Origin of the sequence: Streptomyces spinoverrucosus, from assembly GCF_015712165.1 — a bacterium.
GTDB lineage: Bacteria > Actinomycetota > Actinomycetes > Streptomycetales > Streptomycetaceae > Streptomyces > Streptomyces spinoverrucosus_A.
Genome location: NZ_JADPZX010000001.1, coordinates 2,608,738 through 2,624,379 on the forward strand (window position 1 = coordinate 2,608,738; position 15,642 = coordinate 2,624,379).

12 protein-coding genes are annotated in these 15,642 nt (G+C 72.0%); 9 read left to right on the top strand and 3 right to left on the bottom strand.

Annotated features, from left to right (window positions below; translation table 11 throughout):
• Nucleotides 1-144 precede the first annotated feature (144 nt).
• The 7 genes from mce to I2W78_RS11600 all read left to right on the top strand — a co-directional run bounded on the left by mce (nucleotide 145) and on the right by I2W78_RS11600 (nucleotide 9,935).
• On the top strand, nucleotides 145-585 hold the full coding sequence (mce, locus tag I2W78_RS11570) for a methylmalonyl-CoA epimerase (protein ID WP_171118036.1): 441 nt from the start codon (nucleotides 145-147) through the stop codon (nucleotides 583-585).
• 234 nt (nucleotides 586-819) lie between these two features.
• Nucleotides 820-4,668: a polarized growth protein Scy gene (scy, locus tag I2W78_RS11575; RefSeq protein ID WP_196459256.1), complete on the top strand. Its 3,849-nt coding sequence runs from the start codon at nucleotides 820-822 to the stop codon at nucleotides 4,666-4,668.
• Between the two features lie 195 nt (nucleotides 4,669-4,863).
• Nucleotides 4,864-5,799, top strand: a complete 936-nt coding sequence (locus I2W78_RS11580; protein ID WP_196459258.1) for a cellulose-binding protein — start codon at nucleotides 4,864-4,866, stop codon at nucleotides 5,797-5,799.
• An 85-nt stretch (nucleotides 5,800-5,884) separates the two neighbouring features.
• Nucleotides 5,885-6,865: an ABC transporter ATP-binding protein gene (locus I2W78_RS11585; protein ID WP_196459260.1), complete on the top strand. Its 981-nt coding sequence runs from the start codon at nucleotides 5,885-5,887 to the stop codon at nucleotides 6,863-6,865.
• Between the two features lies 1 nt (nucleotide 6,866).
• Entirely contained in the window at nucleotides 6,867-7,637 is a 771-nt protein-coding gene (locus I2W78_RS11590) for an ABC transporter permease (RefSeq protein WP_196459262.1), read from the top strand.
• Nucleotides 7,638-7,782: 145 nt separating this feature from the next.
• A complete protein-coding gene (locus I2W78_RS11595; RefSeq protein WP_196459264.1) occupies nucleotides 7,783-9,087 on the top strand; it encodes an ABC transporter ATP-binding protein in 1,305 nt (434 codons plus the stop codon).
• Nucleotides 9,084-9,935 carry an ABC transporter permease subunit gene (locus I2W78_RS11600; RefSeq protein WP_196459266.1) on the top strand — a complete coding sequence of 284 codons (852 nt, stop codon included), beginning with the start codon at nucleotides 9,084-9,086 and terminating at the stop codon, nucleotides 9,933-9,935. Before I2W78_RS11595 ends, I2W78_RS11600 begins: the two co-directional genes overlap by 4 nt.
• 66 nt (nucleotides 9,936-10,001) lie before the next feature.
• Here I2W78_RS11600 and I2W78_RS11605 read toward each other — a convergent pair whose 3' ends face one another.
• Nucleotides 10,002-10,343, bottom strand: coding sequence for an ATP/GTP-binding protein (locus tag I2W78_RS11605; protein ID WP_196459268.1), 342 nt, complete (start codon nucleotides 10,341-10,343; stop codon nucleotides 10,002-10,004).
• A 222-nt stretch (nucleotides 10,344-10,565) separates the two neighbouring features.
• On the opposite strand from I2W78_RS11605, the gene I2W78_RS11610 reads away from it, so the two are divergent.
• Complete coding sequence (locus I2W78_RS11610) at nucleotides 10,566-11,594, top strand: LLM class flavin-dependent oxidoreductase (protein WP_196459270.1); 1,029 nt, start codon at nucleotides 10,566-10,568, stop codon at nucleotides 11,592-11,594.
• A gap of 83 nt (nucleotides 11,595-11,677) precedes the next feature.
• Here I2W78_RS11610 and I2W78_RS11615 read toward each other — a convergent pair whose 3' ends face one another.
• Nucleotides 11,678-12,070 (bottom strand): SCO5389 family protein, encoded by a 393-nt coding sequence (locus I2W78_RS11615; RefSeq protein WP_196459272.1) that lies wholly within the window; start codon nucleotides 12,068-12,070, stop codon nucleotides 11,678-11,680.
• Nucleotides 12,071-12,314: 244 nt separating this feature from the next.
• On the opposite strand from I2W78_RS11615, the gene nucS reads away from it, so the two are divergent.
• Complete coding sequence (gene nucS / locus I2W78_RS11620) at nucleotides 12,315-12,986, top strand: endonuclease NucS (RefSeq protein WP_196459274.1); 672 nt, start codon at nucleotides 12,315-12,317, stop codon at nucleotides 12,984-12,986.
• A gap of 60 nt (nucleotides 12,987-13,046) precedes the next feature.
• Here nucS and I2W78_RS11625 read toward each other — a convergent pair whose 3' ends face one another.
• Nucleotides 13,047-15,611 carry an ATP-binding protein gene (locus I2W78_RS11625; RefSeq protein ID WP_196459275.1) on the bottom strand — a complete coding sequence of 855 codons (2,565 nt, stop codon included), beginning with the start codon at nucleotides 15,609-15,611 and terminating at the stop codon, nucleotides 13,047-13,049.
• Between the last annotated feature and the right edge of the window lie 31 nt (nucleotides 15,612-15,642).

Below are 15,642 nucleotides of genomic sequence, written 5' to 3' on the forward strand. Positions count from 1 at the left end.
GATCCCCTTTTCCGGCCTGCACTGGCCGAGGAGTGAACGAGGGTTTACTTCGAATGTACTGACCGGTACTCGATCGCGTCATCGGGCTGTCGGTGTGATCGCGCGCACGTTGCGTAACCACCTCCGGAGCGCTGCACTGAATCCATGCTGACGCGAATCGACCACATCGGGATCGCCTGCCACGACCTCGACGCGACTGTCGAGTTCTACAGGGCCACCTACGGCTTCGAGGTGTTCCACACCGAGGTCAACGAAGAGCAGGGCGTGCGCGAGGCCATGCTCAAGATCAACGATACGTCCGACGGCGGATCCTCGTACCTGCAGCTCCTGGAGCCGATCCGGGAGGACTCCACCGTCGCGAAGTGGCTCGCCAAGAACGGCGAGGGCGTCCACCACATCGCCTTCGGTACGGCGGACGTCGACGGGGACGCGGCCGCGATCAGGGACAAGGGCGTACGCGTTCTGTACGAGGAGCCCCGGCGCGGCTCCATGGGGTCACGGATCACCTTCCTGCACCCCAAGGATTGTCACGGCGTCCTGACAGAACTGGTCACTTCGGCGCCCGTTGAGTCACCTGAGCACTGATGCTCGTACATATGGGCCGGTAGGGTTGGGGGCGGTCGCCGCTCCTTCCAGGGCGACCGAGGCCTGCCGCCCTTGTCGGCGGGCCGACCGGGGTCCGGGTTTCGGGGGACGAGCGTCGGGGCAGCAGCCCATGCTCCGCCGTTGATCTGACACCATTCCCCGGGGGCCCCGTTCGGCGGATGGACGGAGCTCGTTTGGAGAGACTTGCGACCAGGGGACGGATGGGACCGCGCAGTGCGGGGCTACGAGAGCCAGGAGCGAGAGCCGGCGGCTGACGTCGACCACCTCACTCGGTTCGAAGCCGAGATGAAGCGGCTGAAGACCGAGCGGGAAAAGGCCATCCAGCACGCCGAGGACCTCGGCTACCAGGTCGAGGTGCTGCGCGCCAAGCTGCACGAGGCGCGGCGCACGCTCATGACCCGGCCTGCCTATGACAGCGCCGACATCGGCTATCAGGCCGAGCAGTTGCTGCGCAATGCCCAGATGCAGGCGGACCAGATCCGGGCGGACGCCGACCGGGAGCTGAGTCAGGCCCGGGCGCAGACCCAGCGGATCCTCCAGGAGCACGCCGAGCAGGCGGCCCGGCTCCAGGCCGAGCTGCACGCCGAGGCCGTCTCCCGCCGGCAGCAGCTCGACCAGGAGCTGGCCGAGCGCCGGCAGACCGTCGAGTCGCACGTCAACGAGAACGTGGCCTGGGCCGAGCAGCTGCGCGCCCGCACCGAGCAGCAGGCCCGCCGGCTGCTGGAGGAGTCGCGGACCGAGGCCGAGCAGGCCATGGCCGCCGCGCGTGCGGAGGCCGAGCGGCTGACCGCCGAGGCCCGGCAGCGGCTGCAGAGCGAGGCCGAGGCCGCCCGCGCCGAGGCCGAGCAGCTGCTGCGCCGGGCCCGTACGGACGCCGAGCGGCTGCTGAACGCCGCCTCCACGCAGGCGCAGGAGGCCACCGAGCACGCCGAGCAGCTGCGGACGTCCACGGTCTCGGAGTCCGACGCCGCCCGCCGTCAGGCGAGCGAGCTGAGCCGGGCCGCCGAGCAGCGGATGACGGAGGCCGAAGAGGCCCTGCGCAAGGCGCAGTCCGAGGCGGAGAAGCTGGTCACCGAGGCCAAGGAGGCCGCGGCCAAGGCCCTCGCCGGCGCCGAGGCGGCGAACGAGACCCGCACGCGCACCGCCAAGGAGCAGGTCGCCCGTCTCGTCAGCGAGGCCACGAAGGAGGCCGAGACCACCAAGGCGGAGGCCGAGCAGGTCGTCGCCGACGCCCGCGCCGAGGCCGAGAAGATCGTCGCGGAGGCCGCCGAGAAGGCCCGGTCGATCACCGCCGAGGAGACCGCGAGCCAGCTGTCCAAGGCGGCCAGGACCGCCGACGACGTACTCAACAAGGCGTCGGAGGACGCCAAGAAGACCACCAAGGCGGCCACCGAGGAGGCCGAGCGGATCCGCCGCGAGGCGGAGGCCGAGGCGGACCGGCTGCGCGCCGAGGCGCACGACATCGCCGAGCAGCTCAAGGGCGCGGCGAAGGACGACACCAAGGAGTACCGCGCCAAGACCGTCGAACTCCAGGAGGAGGCACGGCGGCTGCGCGGCGAGGCCGAGCAACTGCGCGCCGACGCGGTCGCCGAGGGCGAGAAGATCCGCGCGGAGGCCCGCAAGCAGGCCGTGGCGCAGATCGAGGAGGCGGCCAGGACCGCCGAGGAGCTGCTCGCCAAGGCGAAGGCCGACGCCGACGAGCTGCGGCAGAGCGCGACCACGGACAGCGAGAAGGTCCGCACCGAGGCCATCGAGCGGGCGACCACGCTGCGCCGGCAGGCCGAGGAGACGCTGGAGCGCACCCGCAAGGAGGCCGAGCGGCACCGCGCGGAGGTCCTTGAGCAGTCCGAGGGCATCCGCGCCGACGCCGAGCGGGCCGCGCGGGAGCTGCGCGAGGAGACCGAGCGGGCCGTGGAGTCCCGCCGCGCGGAGGCCGCCGAGGAGCTGACGCGGCTGCACACGGAGGCGGAGGCCCGGCTCGCCGCCGCCGAGCAGGCGCTGACCGACGCCCGTGAGGAGGCCGCGCGCATCCGTCGCGAGGCCGCCGAGGAGACCGAGCGGCTGCGCGCCGAGGCGGCCGAGCGGATCCGTACGCTCCAGGCGCAGGCCGAGGCGGAGGCCGAACGGCTGCGTGACGAGGCCGCGTCCGACGCGTCCGCCTCCCGGGCGGAGGGCGAGGCCGTCGCCGTACGTCTGCGGTCGGAGGCCGCGGCGGAGGCCGAGCGGCTGAAGTCGGAGGCCCAGGACACCGCCGACCGGGTACGGGCCGAGGCGCAGGCCGCCGCCGAGCGGCTGGCGCAGGAGGCGTCCGAGACGCTGGCCGCCGCGCAGGAGGAGGCCGCCCGGCGCCGCCGCGAGGCCGAGGAACTCCTCGGCGCGGCCCGCCACGAGGCCGACCAGGAGCGCGAGCGGGCCCGCGAGCAGAGCGAGGAACTGCTGGCCTCGGCACGCAAGCGCGTGGAGGAGGCGCAGGCCGAGGCCGTGCGCCTGGTGGAGGAGGCCGACCGGCGCGCCACAGAGATGGTGTCGGCGGCCGAGCAGCACGCCCAGCAGGTACGGGACTCGGTCGTCGGGCTGCACGAGCAGGCGCAGGAGGAGATCGCCGGGCTGCGCAACGCCGCCGAGCACGCGGCGGACCGTACGCGGCGGGAGGCGCAGGAGGAGGCGGACCGGGTCCGCGCCGACGCCTACGCCGAGCGGGAGCGGGCCGCCGAGGACGCGGGCCGGCTCCGGCGGGAGGCGAGCGAGGAGTCCCAGGCCGCCAAGGCGCTGGCCGAGCGGACCATGGCGGAGGCGATCGCGGAGGCCGAGCGGCTGCGCTCCGACGCGGCCGAGCACGCCCAGCGGGTGCGCACCGAGGCGTCGGACGCCATCGCCGAGGCCGACCAGGCGGCGGCACGCACGCGTGCGGACGCCCGAGAGGACGCCAACCGGATCCGGTCGGACGCGGCGACGCAGGCGGACACCCTCATCACCGAAGCCCGCAACGAGGCCGAGCGGCTGCAGTCGGAGACCGTCGCGGAGGCGGACCGGGTGCGGGCCGAGGCGCTCGCCAAGGCCGAGAGGCTGGTCGGGGACGCGAGCGGCGAGGCGGAGCGGCTGCGTGCCGAGGCCGCCGAGACGGTCGGGTCGGCGCAGCAGCACGCTGAGCGGATCCGCACCGACGCCGAGCGGGTCAAGGCGGACGCCGCCCATGAGGCGGAGCGGGTCACCACGGCCGCGCGCGAGGAGGCCGAGCGGACGCTGGACGAGGCCCGCAAGGACGCCAACAAGCGGCGTTCGGAGGCGGCCGAGCAGGTCGACAAGCTCATCACGGAGACCACCGCCGAGGCCGACAAGCTGCTCAGCGAGGCGCAGCAGCAGGCGCTGAAGACGACCGCGGACGCCGAGGCGCAGGCCGACACCATGGTGGGCGCGGCCCGCAACGAGGCCGACCGGCTGGTGTCCGAGGCGACGGTCGAGGGCAACGGGCTGGTGGAGAAGGCCCGTACGGACGCGGACGAACTCCTCGTCGGCGCGCGCCGGGACGCGACCGCGATCAGGGAGCGGGCGGAGGAGCTGCGGGCCCGGATCACCGCGGAGATCGAGGAGCTGCACGAGCGGGCCCGCCGGGAGGCCGCCGAGACGATGAAGTCGACCGGCGACCGCTGCGACGCGCTCATCAAGGCCGCCGAGGAGCAGCTGGCCAAGGCGCAGGCGAAGGCCAAGGAGCTGGTGTCGGAGGCCAACTCCGAGGCCGGCAAGGTGCGCATCGCCGCCGTGAAGAAGGCGGAGGGGCTGCTGAAGGAGGCCGAGCAGAAGAAGTCGGCGCTCGTGAAGGAGGCCGAGGAGCTCAAGGCCGAGGCGATCCAGGAGGCCAAGCGCACGGTCGAGGAGGGCAAGCGCGAACTGGAGGTCCTGGTGCGCCGTCGCGAGGACATCAACGCCGAGATCTCCCGCGTGCAGGACGTCCTGGAGGCCCTGGAGTCCTTTGAGACACCGTCAGCCGCCAAGGACAACACGGTCAAGGCCGGCGCGACGGTCGGCGCCCCTCGTTCGGGTGGCAAGTCGTCGGAGAGCTAGCGGCGAGGGTGGATTCCGGTGTCTTCTGGGGGCTTTGACCAAGTCTTCGGCGTGGTCTTTGGCAAGCAGTCCTGCGGTTAGCCACTCAAAAGGGGTGTCATTCTCCAGATCAAACACGCATCCGCTCGATGACACACCGCTTCGGCCCCTAGGATTCCACCTATCACCTCACCGGTCTCATTCGACAGGAACCCCATGAGCGACACTTCCCCCTACGGCTTCGAGCTTGTGCGGCGTGGGTACGACCGCGCTCAGGTGGACGAACGTATCTCCAAGCTCGTCTCCGACCGTGACAGCGCTCTCGCCCGCATCACCGCTCTGGAAAAGCGCATCGAGGAGCTCCACCTCGAGACCCAGAACGCCCAGGCCGCCGTCAACGACGCCGAGCCGTCGTACGCGGGTCTCGGCGCACGTGTCGAGAAGATTCTCCGCCTCGCCGAGGAGGAGGCCAAGGACCTGCGCGAGGAGGCCCGCCGCGCGGCCGAGCAGCACCGTGAGCTCGCCGAGTCGGCGGCCCAGCAGGTGCGCAACGACGCCGAGGCGTTCGCGGCGGAGCGCAAGTCCAAGGCCGAGGACGAAGGCGTCCGGATCGTCGAGAAGGCCAAGAGCGACGCCTCCCAGCTGCGCGCCGAGGCGCAGAAGGACGCGCAGTCCAAGCGCGAGGAGGCGGACGCGCTCTTCGAGGAGACCCGCGCCAAGGCCGCGCAGGCCGCAGCCGACTTCGAGACGAACCTCGCCAAGCGTCGCGAGCAGTCCGAGCGCGACCTGGCATCCCGTCAGGCCAAGGCCGAGAAGCGTCTCGCGGAGATCGAGCACCGCGCGGAGCAGCTGCGCCTGGAGGCGGAGAAGCTGCGCACCGACGCCGAGCGCCGCGCCCGCCAGACGGTGGAGACGGCCCAGCGCCAGGCCGAGGACATCGTGGCCGACGCCAACGCCAAGGCCGACCGCATCCGTTCGGAATCCGAGCGCGAGCTGGCCGCCCTCACCAACCGCCGCGACTCGATCAACGCCCAGCTGACGAACGTGCGCGAGATGCTCGCCACGCTCACCGGCGCCGCGGTGGCCGCGGCCGGTTCGCCGGCCGAGGACGAGCCGATCACCCGCGGGGTGCCCGCGCAGCAGTCCCGGTAACCACCCGGCGTACAGCTGCTGAACACCTGCGGAGCCCTCTGCCACTCAGGTGGCAGAGGGCTTTGTGCCGTTTTAGCGTGGCCGCATGATCGAGCTGGCGGGGCTGACCAAGCGGTACGGCGAGAAGGTCGCGGTGAACCAACTGACGTTCACCGTCAGACCGGGCATCGTCACGGGCTTCCTCGGTCCCAACGGCGCCGGCAAGTCGACCACCATGCGCATGATTCTGGGCCTGGACCACCCCACCGCCGGGGACGTCCGGATCGACGGCAAGCACTACGACCAGCTCAAGGACCCGATGAAGTACATCGGCGCCCTGCTGGAGGCAAAGGCCTGGCACGGCGGGCGCAGCGCCTTCAACCACCTGCTGTGCCTGGCCCAGGCCAACGGCATCCCCCGGCAGCGGGTGCACGAGGTCCTCGACACGGTCGGCCTCACCGCGGTCGCGAAGAAGAAGGCCAAGGGCTTCTCCCTCGGCATGGGTCAGCGGCTCGGCATCGCGGGCGCGCTGCTCGGTGACCCTCGGATCCTGATGTTCGACGAGCCGGTCAACGGGCTCGATCCCGAGGGCATCCACTGGATCCGCAACCTGATGAAGACGCTGGCCGCGCAGGGCCGTACGGTCTTCGTCTCGTCCCATCTGATGAGCGAGATGGCGCTGACGGCCGAGCACCTCGTCGTCATCGGGCAGGGCCGGCTGCTCGCGGACATGTCCATGGCCGACTTCATCGCGCAGAACTCGCGCAGTTACGTCCGGATCCGCACCCCGCAGCGCGAGCGGCTGCTCGATGTGCTGCACGGCGCCGGGCTCACGGTGGTGGAGACCGGCAGCGGGGCGTTCGAGGTGGACGGGGGCAAAGCGGAGCGGATCGGGGAGCTGGCGGCGCAGCACCAGATCGTGCTGCACGAGCTGAGCACCCAGCAGGCCTCCCTGGAGGAGGCGTTCATGCGGCTGACGGCGGAGTCGGTGGAGTACCACGCGCACTCCGACCCGGCGGCCGAGCGGCGGCTGGGGGTGCCCCCAGACGGAGTCTGGGGGAGGGGCAACGACTGGAGGAAGGGCTGACATGGCGGCGACCCAGGTCATCCGGTCCGAGTGGACGAAGATCCGCTCCGTCGCGTCCACGGTGTGGACGCTGTCCCTCGCCGTGGTCGTCACCATCGCGCTGGGGATGCTGATCTCAGCGCTGTCGAAGAGCGAGTTCGAGAACCTGGACGAGGCCGGCCGGCTCTCCTTCGACCCGACGTTCATCAGTTTCGCGGGTATGAGCCTCGGTCAGCTGGCGATGATCGTGTTCGGGGTGCTCGTCGTCTCGAACGAGTACAGCACCGGCATGATCCGCACCTCACTGGCCGCCGTACCGCAGCGCGGCACCTTCCTGTTCAGCAAGATCGCCGTCGCCACGTTGCTCGCCCTGGTCGTCGGCATGGCCACCAGCTTCGCCGCCTTCTTCCTCGGGCAGGCCATGCTGGGCGACCTGAGGGCGGACCTCGGTGACCCGGGCGTGCTGCGCGCAGTGATCGGCGGCGGGCTCTACATGACCCTCATCGCCATGTTCTCGATGGGCGTCGCCGTGATGCTGCGCTCGCCGATGCTGTCGCTGGGCATCCTGATGCCGTTCTTCTTCCTGATCTCCAACATCCTCGGCAATGTCTCGGCGACGAAGGAAGTCGGCCAGTACCTGCCCGACCAGGCCGGCAGCAAGATCATGCAGGTGGTGACCCCGCCCGGCGACGACAGCCCATACAGCCCCTGGGGCGGGCTGGGGATCATGGCACTGTGGGTGGCCTCGGCACTCGTCGGCGGTTACGCGCTGCTGAAGCGGCGGGACGCCTAGTGAACTCAGGCGTTCACCTGGCGACGCCTCGGGTTCGTCACGTTTTTTACCTGCTCTTGGAGGGAACCGTCAGCGCCCCGATATCCTCCTAACCCTTACGGGGGCGTGTGCCCCGCTGTCCTGAACCTTTCGATGGGTGCGGAGCATGATCGAGGCAGTCGGCCTGACCAAGCGCTACGGCGACAAGACCGCCGTGTACAACCTTTCCTTCCAGGTCCGGCCCGGGGCCGTCACCGGCTTCCTCGGGCCGAACGGCTCGGGCAAGTCGACGACGATGCGGATGATCCTCGGGCTGGACAATCCGACGGCAGGGCAGGTGACCATCGGCGGCTACCCCTACCGCAGGCTGCCGAACGCGCCCCGTCAGGTCGGCGCCCTGCTGGACGCCAAGGCGGTGCACGGCGGCCGGACCGCCCGCAACCACCTGCTGTCCCTGGCCCAGCTGTCCGGCATCCCGGCCCGGCGCGTCGACGAGGTGCTCGGCGTGGTGGGCCTGCAGGACGTGGCCAGGCGGCGCTCCAAGGGCTTCTCCCTCGGCATGGGCCAGCGGCTCGGCATCGCCGCCGCGCTGCTCGGCGACCCGCAGGTGCTGCTGTTCGACGAGCCGGTCAACGGCCTCGACCCCGAGGGCATCCTCTGGGTGCGCAACCTGATGAAGTCGCTCGCGGCGGAGGGCCGTACCGTCTTCGTCTCCTCGCACCTGATGAGCGAGATGGCGCTGACCGCCGACCACCTCATCGTCATCGGACGCGGACAGCTGCTCGCCGACATGAGCGTGAAGGACTTCATCGCCGCGAACTCCGCCGGCTTCGCGCGCGTCCGCACACCCGACACCGAGCCGCAGCTGCGCGAGAAGCTGTCGTCCGCGCTCGCCGAGGCCGGCGCGCACGTGCTGCCCGAGCAGGACGGCGCGCTGCGGGTGACGGGGCTGCCGCTGCCACGCATCAGCGACATCGCGCACGAAACGGACGTAAGGCTGTGGGAGTTGTCCCCGCATCAGGCCTCGCTGGAAGAGGCGTACATGCGGATGACCCAGGCCGCCGTCGACTACCGCTCGACCGTCGACCAGAAGGCCGGCCTGCAGCAGCCGCTGCCGCCGGGCGCGCAGCCGCCGATGCCGGTGCCGGGTCAGGGCCAGCCGGGCTGGTACGCCCCGCCGCCGCCCCAGCAGGGCGGGCAGCCGTTCGCGATGCCGCAGGGCCAGCCGGGTGCGGTGCCCCCGGGGCCGTACGGCGCTCCCTCCGCGCCCGGCGCGCCCGGGACGGCTCTCCAGAACCCCTACGCCCAGCACGCACCGCAGGCGGCCGCCCAGGCCGCGCCTCAGCCCGCGCCCGCCGCCCACGCCGCCGCCCCGCAGGCGCAGCCCCCGGCCGCCGCGCCCCCCGCCCAGCCGCCCGCCTCCTCCCCCGCCGCCCCCTCCGACGAGACCAAGCCCGAGGACGCCCGATGAGCACGCCCCAGCCCCCCATGCAGCAGGCCGCGCCCGGCGCGCCGTACGCCGGTTACACCTCGCCGATCCCCGTCGTCCGCACGCATCTCGGGCATGCGCTCGCCTCGGAGTGGACGAAGATCAAGTCGGTGCGCTCCACGATGTGGACGCTGGGCGTGTTCGTCCTGCTCGTCGTCGGCATCGGACTGCTCGCCGGCGCGCTGGTCGCGAACTCCTCCGCCGAGGGTGAGCTCGGCGACGAGAACCCGCTGTCCCTCGGCTTCTTCGGGCTGCTGCTCGGCAGCATGTGCATCATCACGCTGGGCGTGCTGACCACGGCGTCCGAGTACGGCACCGGGATGATCCGGACGACGATGACCGCCTGTCCCACGCGCGGGCGGGTGCTCGCCGCGAAGGCGATCGTGTTCTTCTCGGTCGCGTTCGTGGTCACGCTGGTCGCCGCCGCCTTCGTCGCCTTCGCCCAGGTCGGCATGGTCGGCGACGCCCGGGAACCGTCGGGCGAGGAGTGGCTGAAGGGGACGGTCGGCGTCTCGTTCTACATCGCGCTGCTCGGGCTGCTCTCGCTCGTCGTCGGCTCGATCGTCCGGCACTCGGCGGGCGCCATCACCATCATGATCGCCGCGGTGCTCGCCCCGCTGGTCGTCGCGATGTTCATGTTCTCCTCCTCGCTGGAGGACCTCCGCCAGGCGCTGTTCGAGTACTCGATCCCGAACCAGCTGAGCATCTTCTACGCCAACTCGCTGTCCGAGACCGGCCCGTCCGGCTGGGACCCGCTGTGGATCATGCTCGGCGTCACGGCCGCCGCGTTCGCCGGCGCCTACGCCCTGCTGGAGCGGCGGGACGTGTAGGACGAGGCACGGGACGACGTCTCGAACGACCCACAGAACGACCCACAGAACACAGAACCGAGGCCTTCAGAACCTCGGCGCGTTACGGGACCGCTGCACCCGCGTGGTGCGGCGGTCCCGCGCGTTCCAGCACGCCTTGTGCCAGTGCCGGCGGTCGTCGACACCAGCGTGCTCGGGCCAGGCCACCACGTGCGGTACGGCGGACGGGATCAGCTGGTCGCAGCCGGGACAGCGGTACGTCTTGCCCTCGGAGCTGGCCCCGGCCACATGGCGCACGCTCCAGCCCTCGCCCTGCCAGTCCTCCGTGGACTGCCAGCCCCCGTAGCGGCCCGGGCGGTCGTCCTCGGCGCTCCGGCCGGACGAGCCGTCGGCCTTGGGGCCCTTCGGGCGGTTGCGACGCGGGGACACGGGACACCTCACGGAGCTATACAGGAACCGGGTCGTGTCCAGCCTACGCGGCCCGCAGAGGGGTACGCGGAAAGCGGCGAACCTCGACAAGTCCCCCTCTCGGACCGTTCATTCTGCTGACAATCCGCAAATCCCTTCGCCAGGCCGTGTCCTCGGCACGTGTCAGACGGTTATGCCGAGTGGGGGAGCTCCGTGTCGGAGCCAAGGAAGCAGGAAAGAGCGATGCGCGTAGGAACGTTCGTGTTGGCGGCCCAGTTCCCGGGTCAGGGCCAGGGGGAGGCGCTGTACCGCGCGGTCCGCTCGGCGGAGGTCACCGAGGAGGCGGGGCTCGACTCGGTCTGGCTGGCCGAGCACCACTTCGTGCCGTACGGCACCTGCCCGTCGGCGATCACACTGGCCGCCTTAGTTCTCGGCCGCACCCGCCGCATCCGGGTCGGTACGGCGGTCAGCGTGCTGCCCACCGCCCACCCGGTCGCCCTCGGCGAGCAGGCCGCGCTGCTGCACGTGACGAGCGGCGGCCGCCTCACGCTGGGCGTCGGGCGCGGCGGTCCGTGGGTGGACCTGGAGGTGTTCGGCGCCGGACTGGAGGCGTACGAGAAGGAGTACCCGGAATCACTCGATCTGCTCATGCGCTGGCTGCGCGAACCGGCGGTGGAGGGCCCCGGCGGCCGCTTCGCCTTCCGTGAAGTCCCCGTCGTACCAAGGCCGTCGGAGTGCCTGACGGAGACCGACGGACCGGAGGTGCTCGTCGCGTGCACGTCCCCGGCGAGTGTGCGGATGGCCGCCGAACGCGGGCTGCCGATGCTGCTCGGCATGCACGTCGGGGACGAGGAAAAGGCCGAGATGGTCACCCTGTGGCGGCAGCACGCGCGCGCGGTGGGGCGGCCCGCGGAGGAGATCCTCGGCGCCGCCCATGTGTCGGCCGGCGTCTGCCAGATCGCGGACCGGCGCACCGACGCGGCGGAGACGCTGCTGAAGGCGATGCCGGGATGGCTGAAACAGGGGCTCGACGCCCATGTCACGGTGGACGGCCGGGAGCGCCGGATGCGCGATCCACTGGCGTACACCGAACTGCTCTGCGGGCTGCACCCGGTGGGTACCCCCCGGCTGTGCGCCGACCGGCTGGCGGCGACCAGCGAACGCACGGGAGTCTCCCGCTTCGCCCTGCTCGTCGAGGGCTCCGGGGATCTGGCGGCGACGGAGGAGAACGTACGGCGGCTGGGCGCCGAGGTGCTGCCCCAGCTGACGTGAACACCCCCGTCGCGCGGGAGGCTTGCCGCTCCGGTACAGATCGCACCTCCCGCGTACGGAGCGGCAAGCAAGCCGTTCACCGCCTAGCAGTCCCGCAGCTCGGGGGACTGGTTCAGCAGCTGGCCCCGGATCGAGGTGAAGCGGGCCAGCCTCTCGTCCGCCGAGGCGTCCAGCGGGAACACCGCCACGCGGTGGCAGTTCTGGAAGGCCAGCCGCACACCGAAGTGCCGCTGCAGCGCACCTCGGATGGCGTCACTCGCGAGCGCACGCAGCAGCTGACCGCGCGCCTGCTCGTCCGGCGGGGGCGTCTGGTTGTCGGCGAACTCTCCGCCGTCCACCTTCAGCTGGGCCACCAGGGAGCTGATCATCTCCCATGCGTAGGGCAGGGAGGTCCGGACGCAGTCGACGAATTCAGCTTCGTCGACCTCGCCTCGCTCGGCCTGTTCGAGTAGGGCCGGTGAGACGTCGAGCGACATGGGTTCTCCTCTCGCACCCCCAACCAGCAGGGGTTGCCTGACAGATGAGGGAGCACGCGCATGCGAACACGCTGTGTACACACATCACGACCTCCCGTTTAATACGGTAGGCAACCGCCGGGGGCCGCACCAGAAGAATGCACACACAGGCGGATCTCAGTAGGCACACAATCGGCCACTACCGAACACGGGTCTTCCAGGGCGAATCGCGTGCACACCAGCCCGTCGAGTAGCGTTGCCGACCATGCGTCTCGTCATTGCCCGATGCTCCGTCGACTACGTGGGCCGGCTCACCGCCCACCTCCCCATCGCCCCCCGTCTGATCCTGGTGAAGGCGGACGGCAGCGTCTCGATCCACGCGGACGACCGGGCCTACAAGCCCCTGAACTGGATGTCGCCGCCCTGCACGCTGAAGGAGGGCAGCGGCGACGAGGCCGGCGTCTGGACCGTCGTCAACAAGGCGGGCGAGAAGCTGATCATCACGATGGAGGAGGTACTGCACGACTCCACGCACGAACTGGGCGTCGATCCCGGCCTGATCAAGGACGGCGTGGAAGCACACCTCCAGGAACTGCTCGCCGACCGCATCGACACCCTCGGCGAGGGCTACACCCTGATCCGCCGTGAGTACATGACGGCCATCGGGCCGGTCGACATCCTGTGCCGGGACGCCGAGGGGCAGACCGTCGCCGTCGAGATCAAGCGACGCGGCGAGATCGACGGCGTGGAGCAGCTCACGCGCTATCTGGAGCTGCTGAACCGCGATCCCCATCTGGCGCCGGTCCGGGGCATCTTCGCGGCCCAGGAGATCAAGCCGCAGGCACGCGTGCTGGCGACGGACCGCGGGATCGGGTGCCAGGTGCTGGACTACGACGCCATGCGGGGGATCGAGGACGACAAGCTGCGGTTGTTCTGAGCGTACGGATGTGAGGGCCGGGTCCGTTGCGGCGGACCCGGCCCTCTTGTGTGCGCGGCCTCAGATCAGCGGTTGTGAGCTGGTGGGGGTGCCTGCGGCGGTGGACTCCGGGGCGCTGGCCGTGGTGCTGCTCTCGATGGGAGCGCTGGCGGTGTCGGAGGTGGTCGGGTCGGTCGTCGGCGGTTCGCTGGGCGAGGGCTCCGACGACCCGGACTCCGAGGGCGACGGAGACGGGGACGTCCCGCCGCCCGACGACTGCGAGGGGGAAGGCTTCGGAGACGTCGACGGCGGCTTCGTGGGCGGGGACGACGGCGAGTCCGACGAACCGCCCCCACCCGGATTCCGCGTACCGCTCGGCTCGTCGGACGGCTCCCCCGCCCCCGAACCGCCCGTCCCCGGATCCACCGGCGTCGGATCGTCCGTCGTGCCGAACGTGCCGTCGGGCCCAGGATCGGTCGGCCGGCTGGTCGCCCCGCCGGTGTCGCCGTCGTCGTCCTGGTCGGCCTTGTCCGCGCCGAGGCCGGCGTCGCCGGAGCCCTGGCTGGCGGACGGGTTGACGCCGACCTGGTCGGAGGGGCTTTCGGCGTCGTTGTTCGAGGTGGCGCCGAGCGTCACGACCGTACCGAGCACCGCGACGAGGAGCGCGCCCGCGCCGGCCGCGACCAGGTTGCGCCGGGCGAGGCCGCGCAGGCCGCCGCCCCGGGTGCGTCCGGGCGCCGCTCCGGGCGTGGAGCGGTGGGTGACGAGGGCCGGGGCGGGGTCGGGCCGTTGCGCCGGCGGGAACTCCGCGAAGGCCGCCGGGACTCCGCCGGGCGGCGACGCCGACTCCTCGTGGCGGGCGTCGGGCACCTCCTCACCGGCGGTGGCACCGAGCGTCAGCGTCGCCGTGACGCCGGCCGTCGTGCCCTCCCGGTCGGTCACCAGGGCCAGGGCGCGGCGGCCGGCCACGGTGCCGCGCTTGTCGGCGAGGGCGCCCCGCAGCCCGATGGAGGCCTCCAGTTCGGCGCGGGCCCGGTCCAGCCGTCCCTCGCAGAGCGCGAGGATGCCCAGCTCGTGGTGGAAGTAGGCCTGTTCGGCGACGTCCCCGGCGAGCCGGGCGGCCTCGACGCCGGAGCGCAGCGACCGTTCCCAGGCGCTCCAGTGCAGGCCGGCGGCGAACGCGGGCGCTGCCGTGCGGGCCAGCTGGACGGTGGCGCTCTCCTCGCCCTCGCCGGGCGGTGTCGTCGCCGGTACGAGGACGCCCAGCGCGGTGAGCAGGGCGTCCGCCTCGGCGCACACGCGCTCGGGAGTGACCGAGGGGTGTCCGGCCCACCAGGCGTAGTGCCGGGCGGCGGTCAGGGCGTGGCCCTCGGGGCCGTCGGCGTATCCGGCGGCCTCAAGCTGGGTCTGCACGCCGGCGGCGAGCCGGTAGTGGGAGCCGACCGGTGAGACCAGCGCGCAGGCGAGCAACTCGCCCAGCGCGGCGTCCGCGTGGGTGTCGCCGACCAGTGCGGGCAGATGGGCCTGGTGGGGCACCTCGCCGCCGAGCGCCACGGCGATCCGCAGGGTGGCGCGGGCGGAGGCGCTGAGCCGGGAGGCGAGCAGCGCGGCGGGCGCGGCTCCCTCGGCGAGCGAGGGCAGCGGGACGTCGGCGCCGACGGGCGGGCCGGGCACGGCGTCGAAGGGCTCGTCGACGGGGACGTCATGGAAGACGCCGAACTCGTCGAGCGCGTCGGCGCCGGCGCGCAGCCGGTCGCGCTGCCGCAGCAGGGCGCCGGCCTGCACGAACCGCAGGGGCAGGCCCTCGGACTCGAACCAGAGGTCGCCGGCCCAGTTGGACTCGTCCTCGGTGAGCGGCCGGCCGACGGCGTGCTCCAGCAGATCCAGACCGCCGGCGCGGTCGAGGCCGTCGAGGAAGACCTCCTCGATCGCCGACTCGGCGGACGGCGCGGGCACGTCCGGGGTGGCGGCGACGAGGAAGGCGCACTCGGGGGTGGCGTCCAGCAGTTCGTCGAGCGCGGCGCCGCCGAACTCGATGTCGTCGAGGACGACGACCGCGCCGATCTCCCGGACGGATTCGAGCAGTTCGTCCCGTTCCGGGCGGTGCAGGGGCGCGCTGTGGACGGCGTAGAAGAGGTCGTGGAGCAGGTCGGTCGTGGTGCGGTGGAAGCCGCTCAGGCGGACGACGCCGTCGGGGGCGAGGTCCGCGCAGTCCTCGGCGACGACGTCGAGGAGGGTGGTGCGGCCGGAGCCGCCGGGGCCGGTCAGGCGCACGGAGCGGCCACGGGCGAGCAGCCGTACCAGCCGCTCGCGTTCGTCCTGGCGGCCGAGGAGCGGCAGGGTGGGCCGGCTCGGGCCGGGCGGGACCGGTGGGGCGGCGGCGCGTTCCACCTCGGCGCGCTGGGCCGGGGTCAGTTTGGCGGGTCTGCCGGGGCGTTCGCCGGGCGGGCAGAGCTCTATCTCGCTGCCGTCGACGGGGTTGACGGTGAGCAGGAAGTCGCCGGAGACCAGCTGCACCGTGCGGGCGAGTGCGGGCGCGGGCTGGCCGAAGTCGGATGTGAGGGAGTCCCTGGGCGGGCGCTGGCGCGGCGAGTTGCCGTCACCGTCATGGCCGTACTCCTCGGGTCCCCGGTTGTTCGGGTCCATAGGTTCAAGCCCCCCAAAAGCGTCGGGTGCG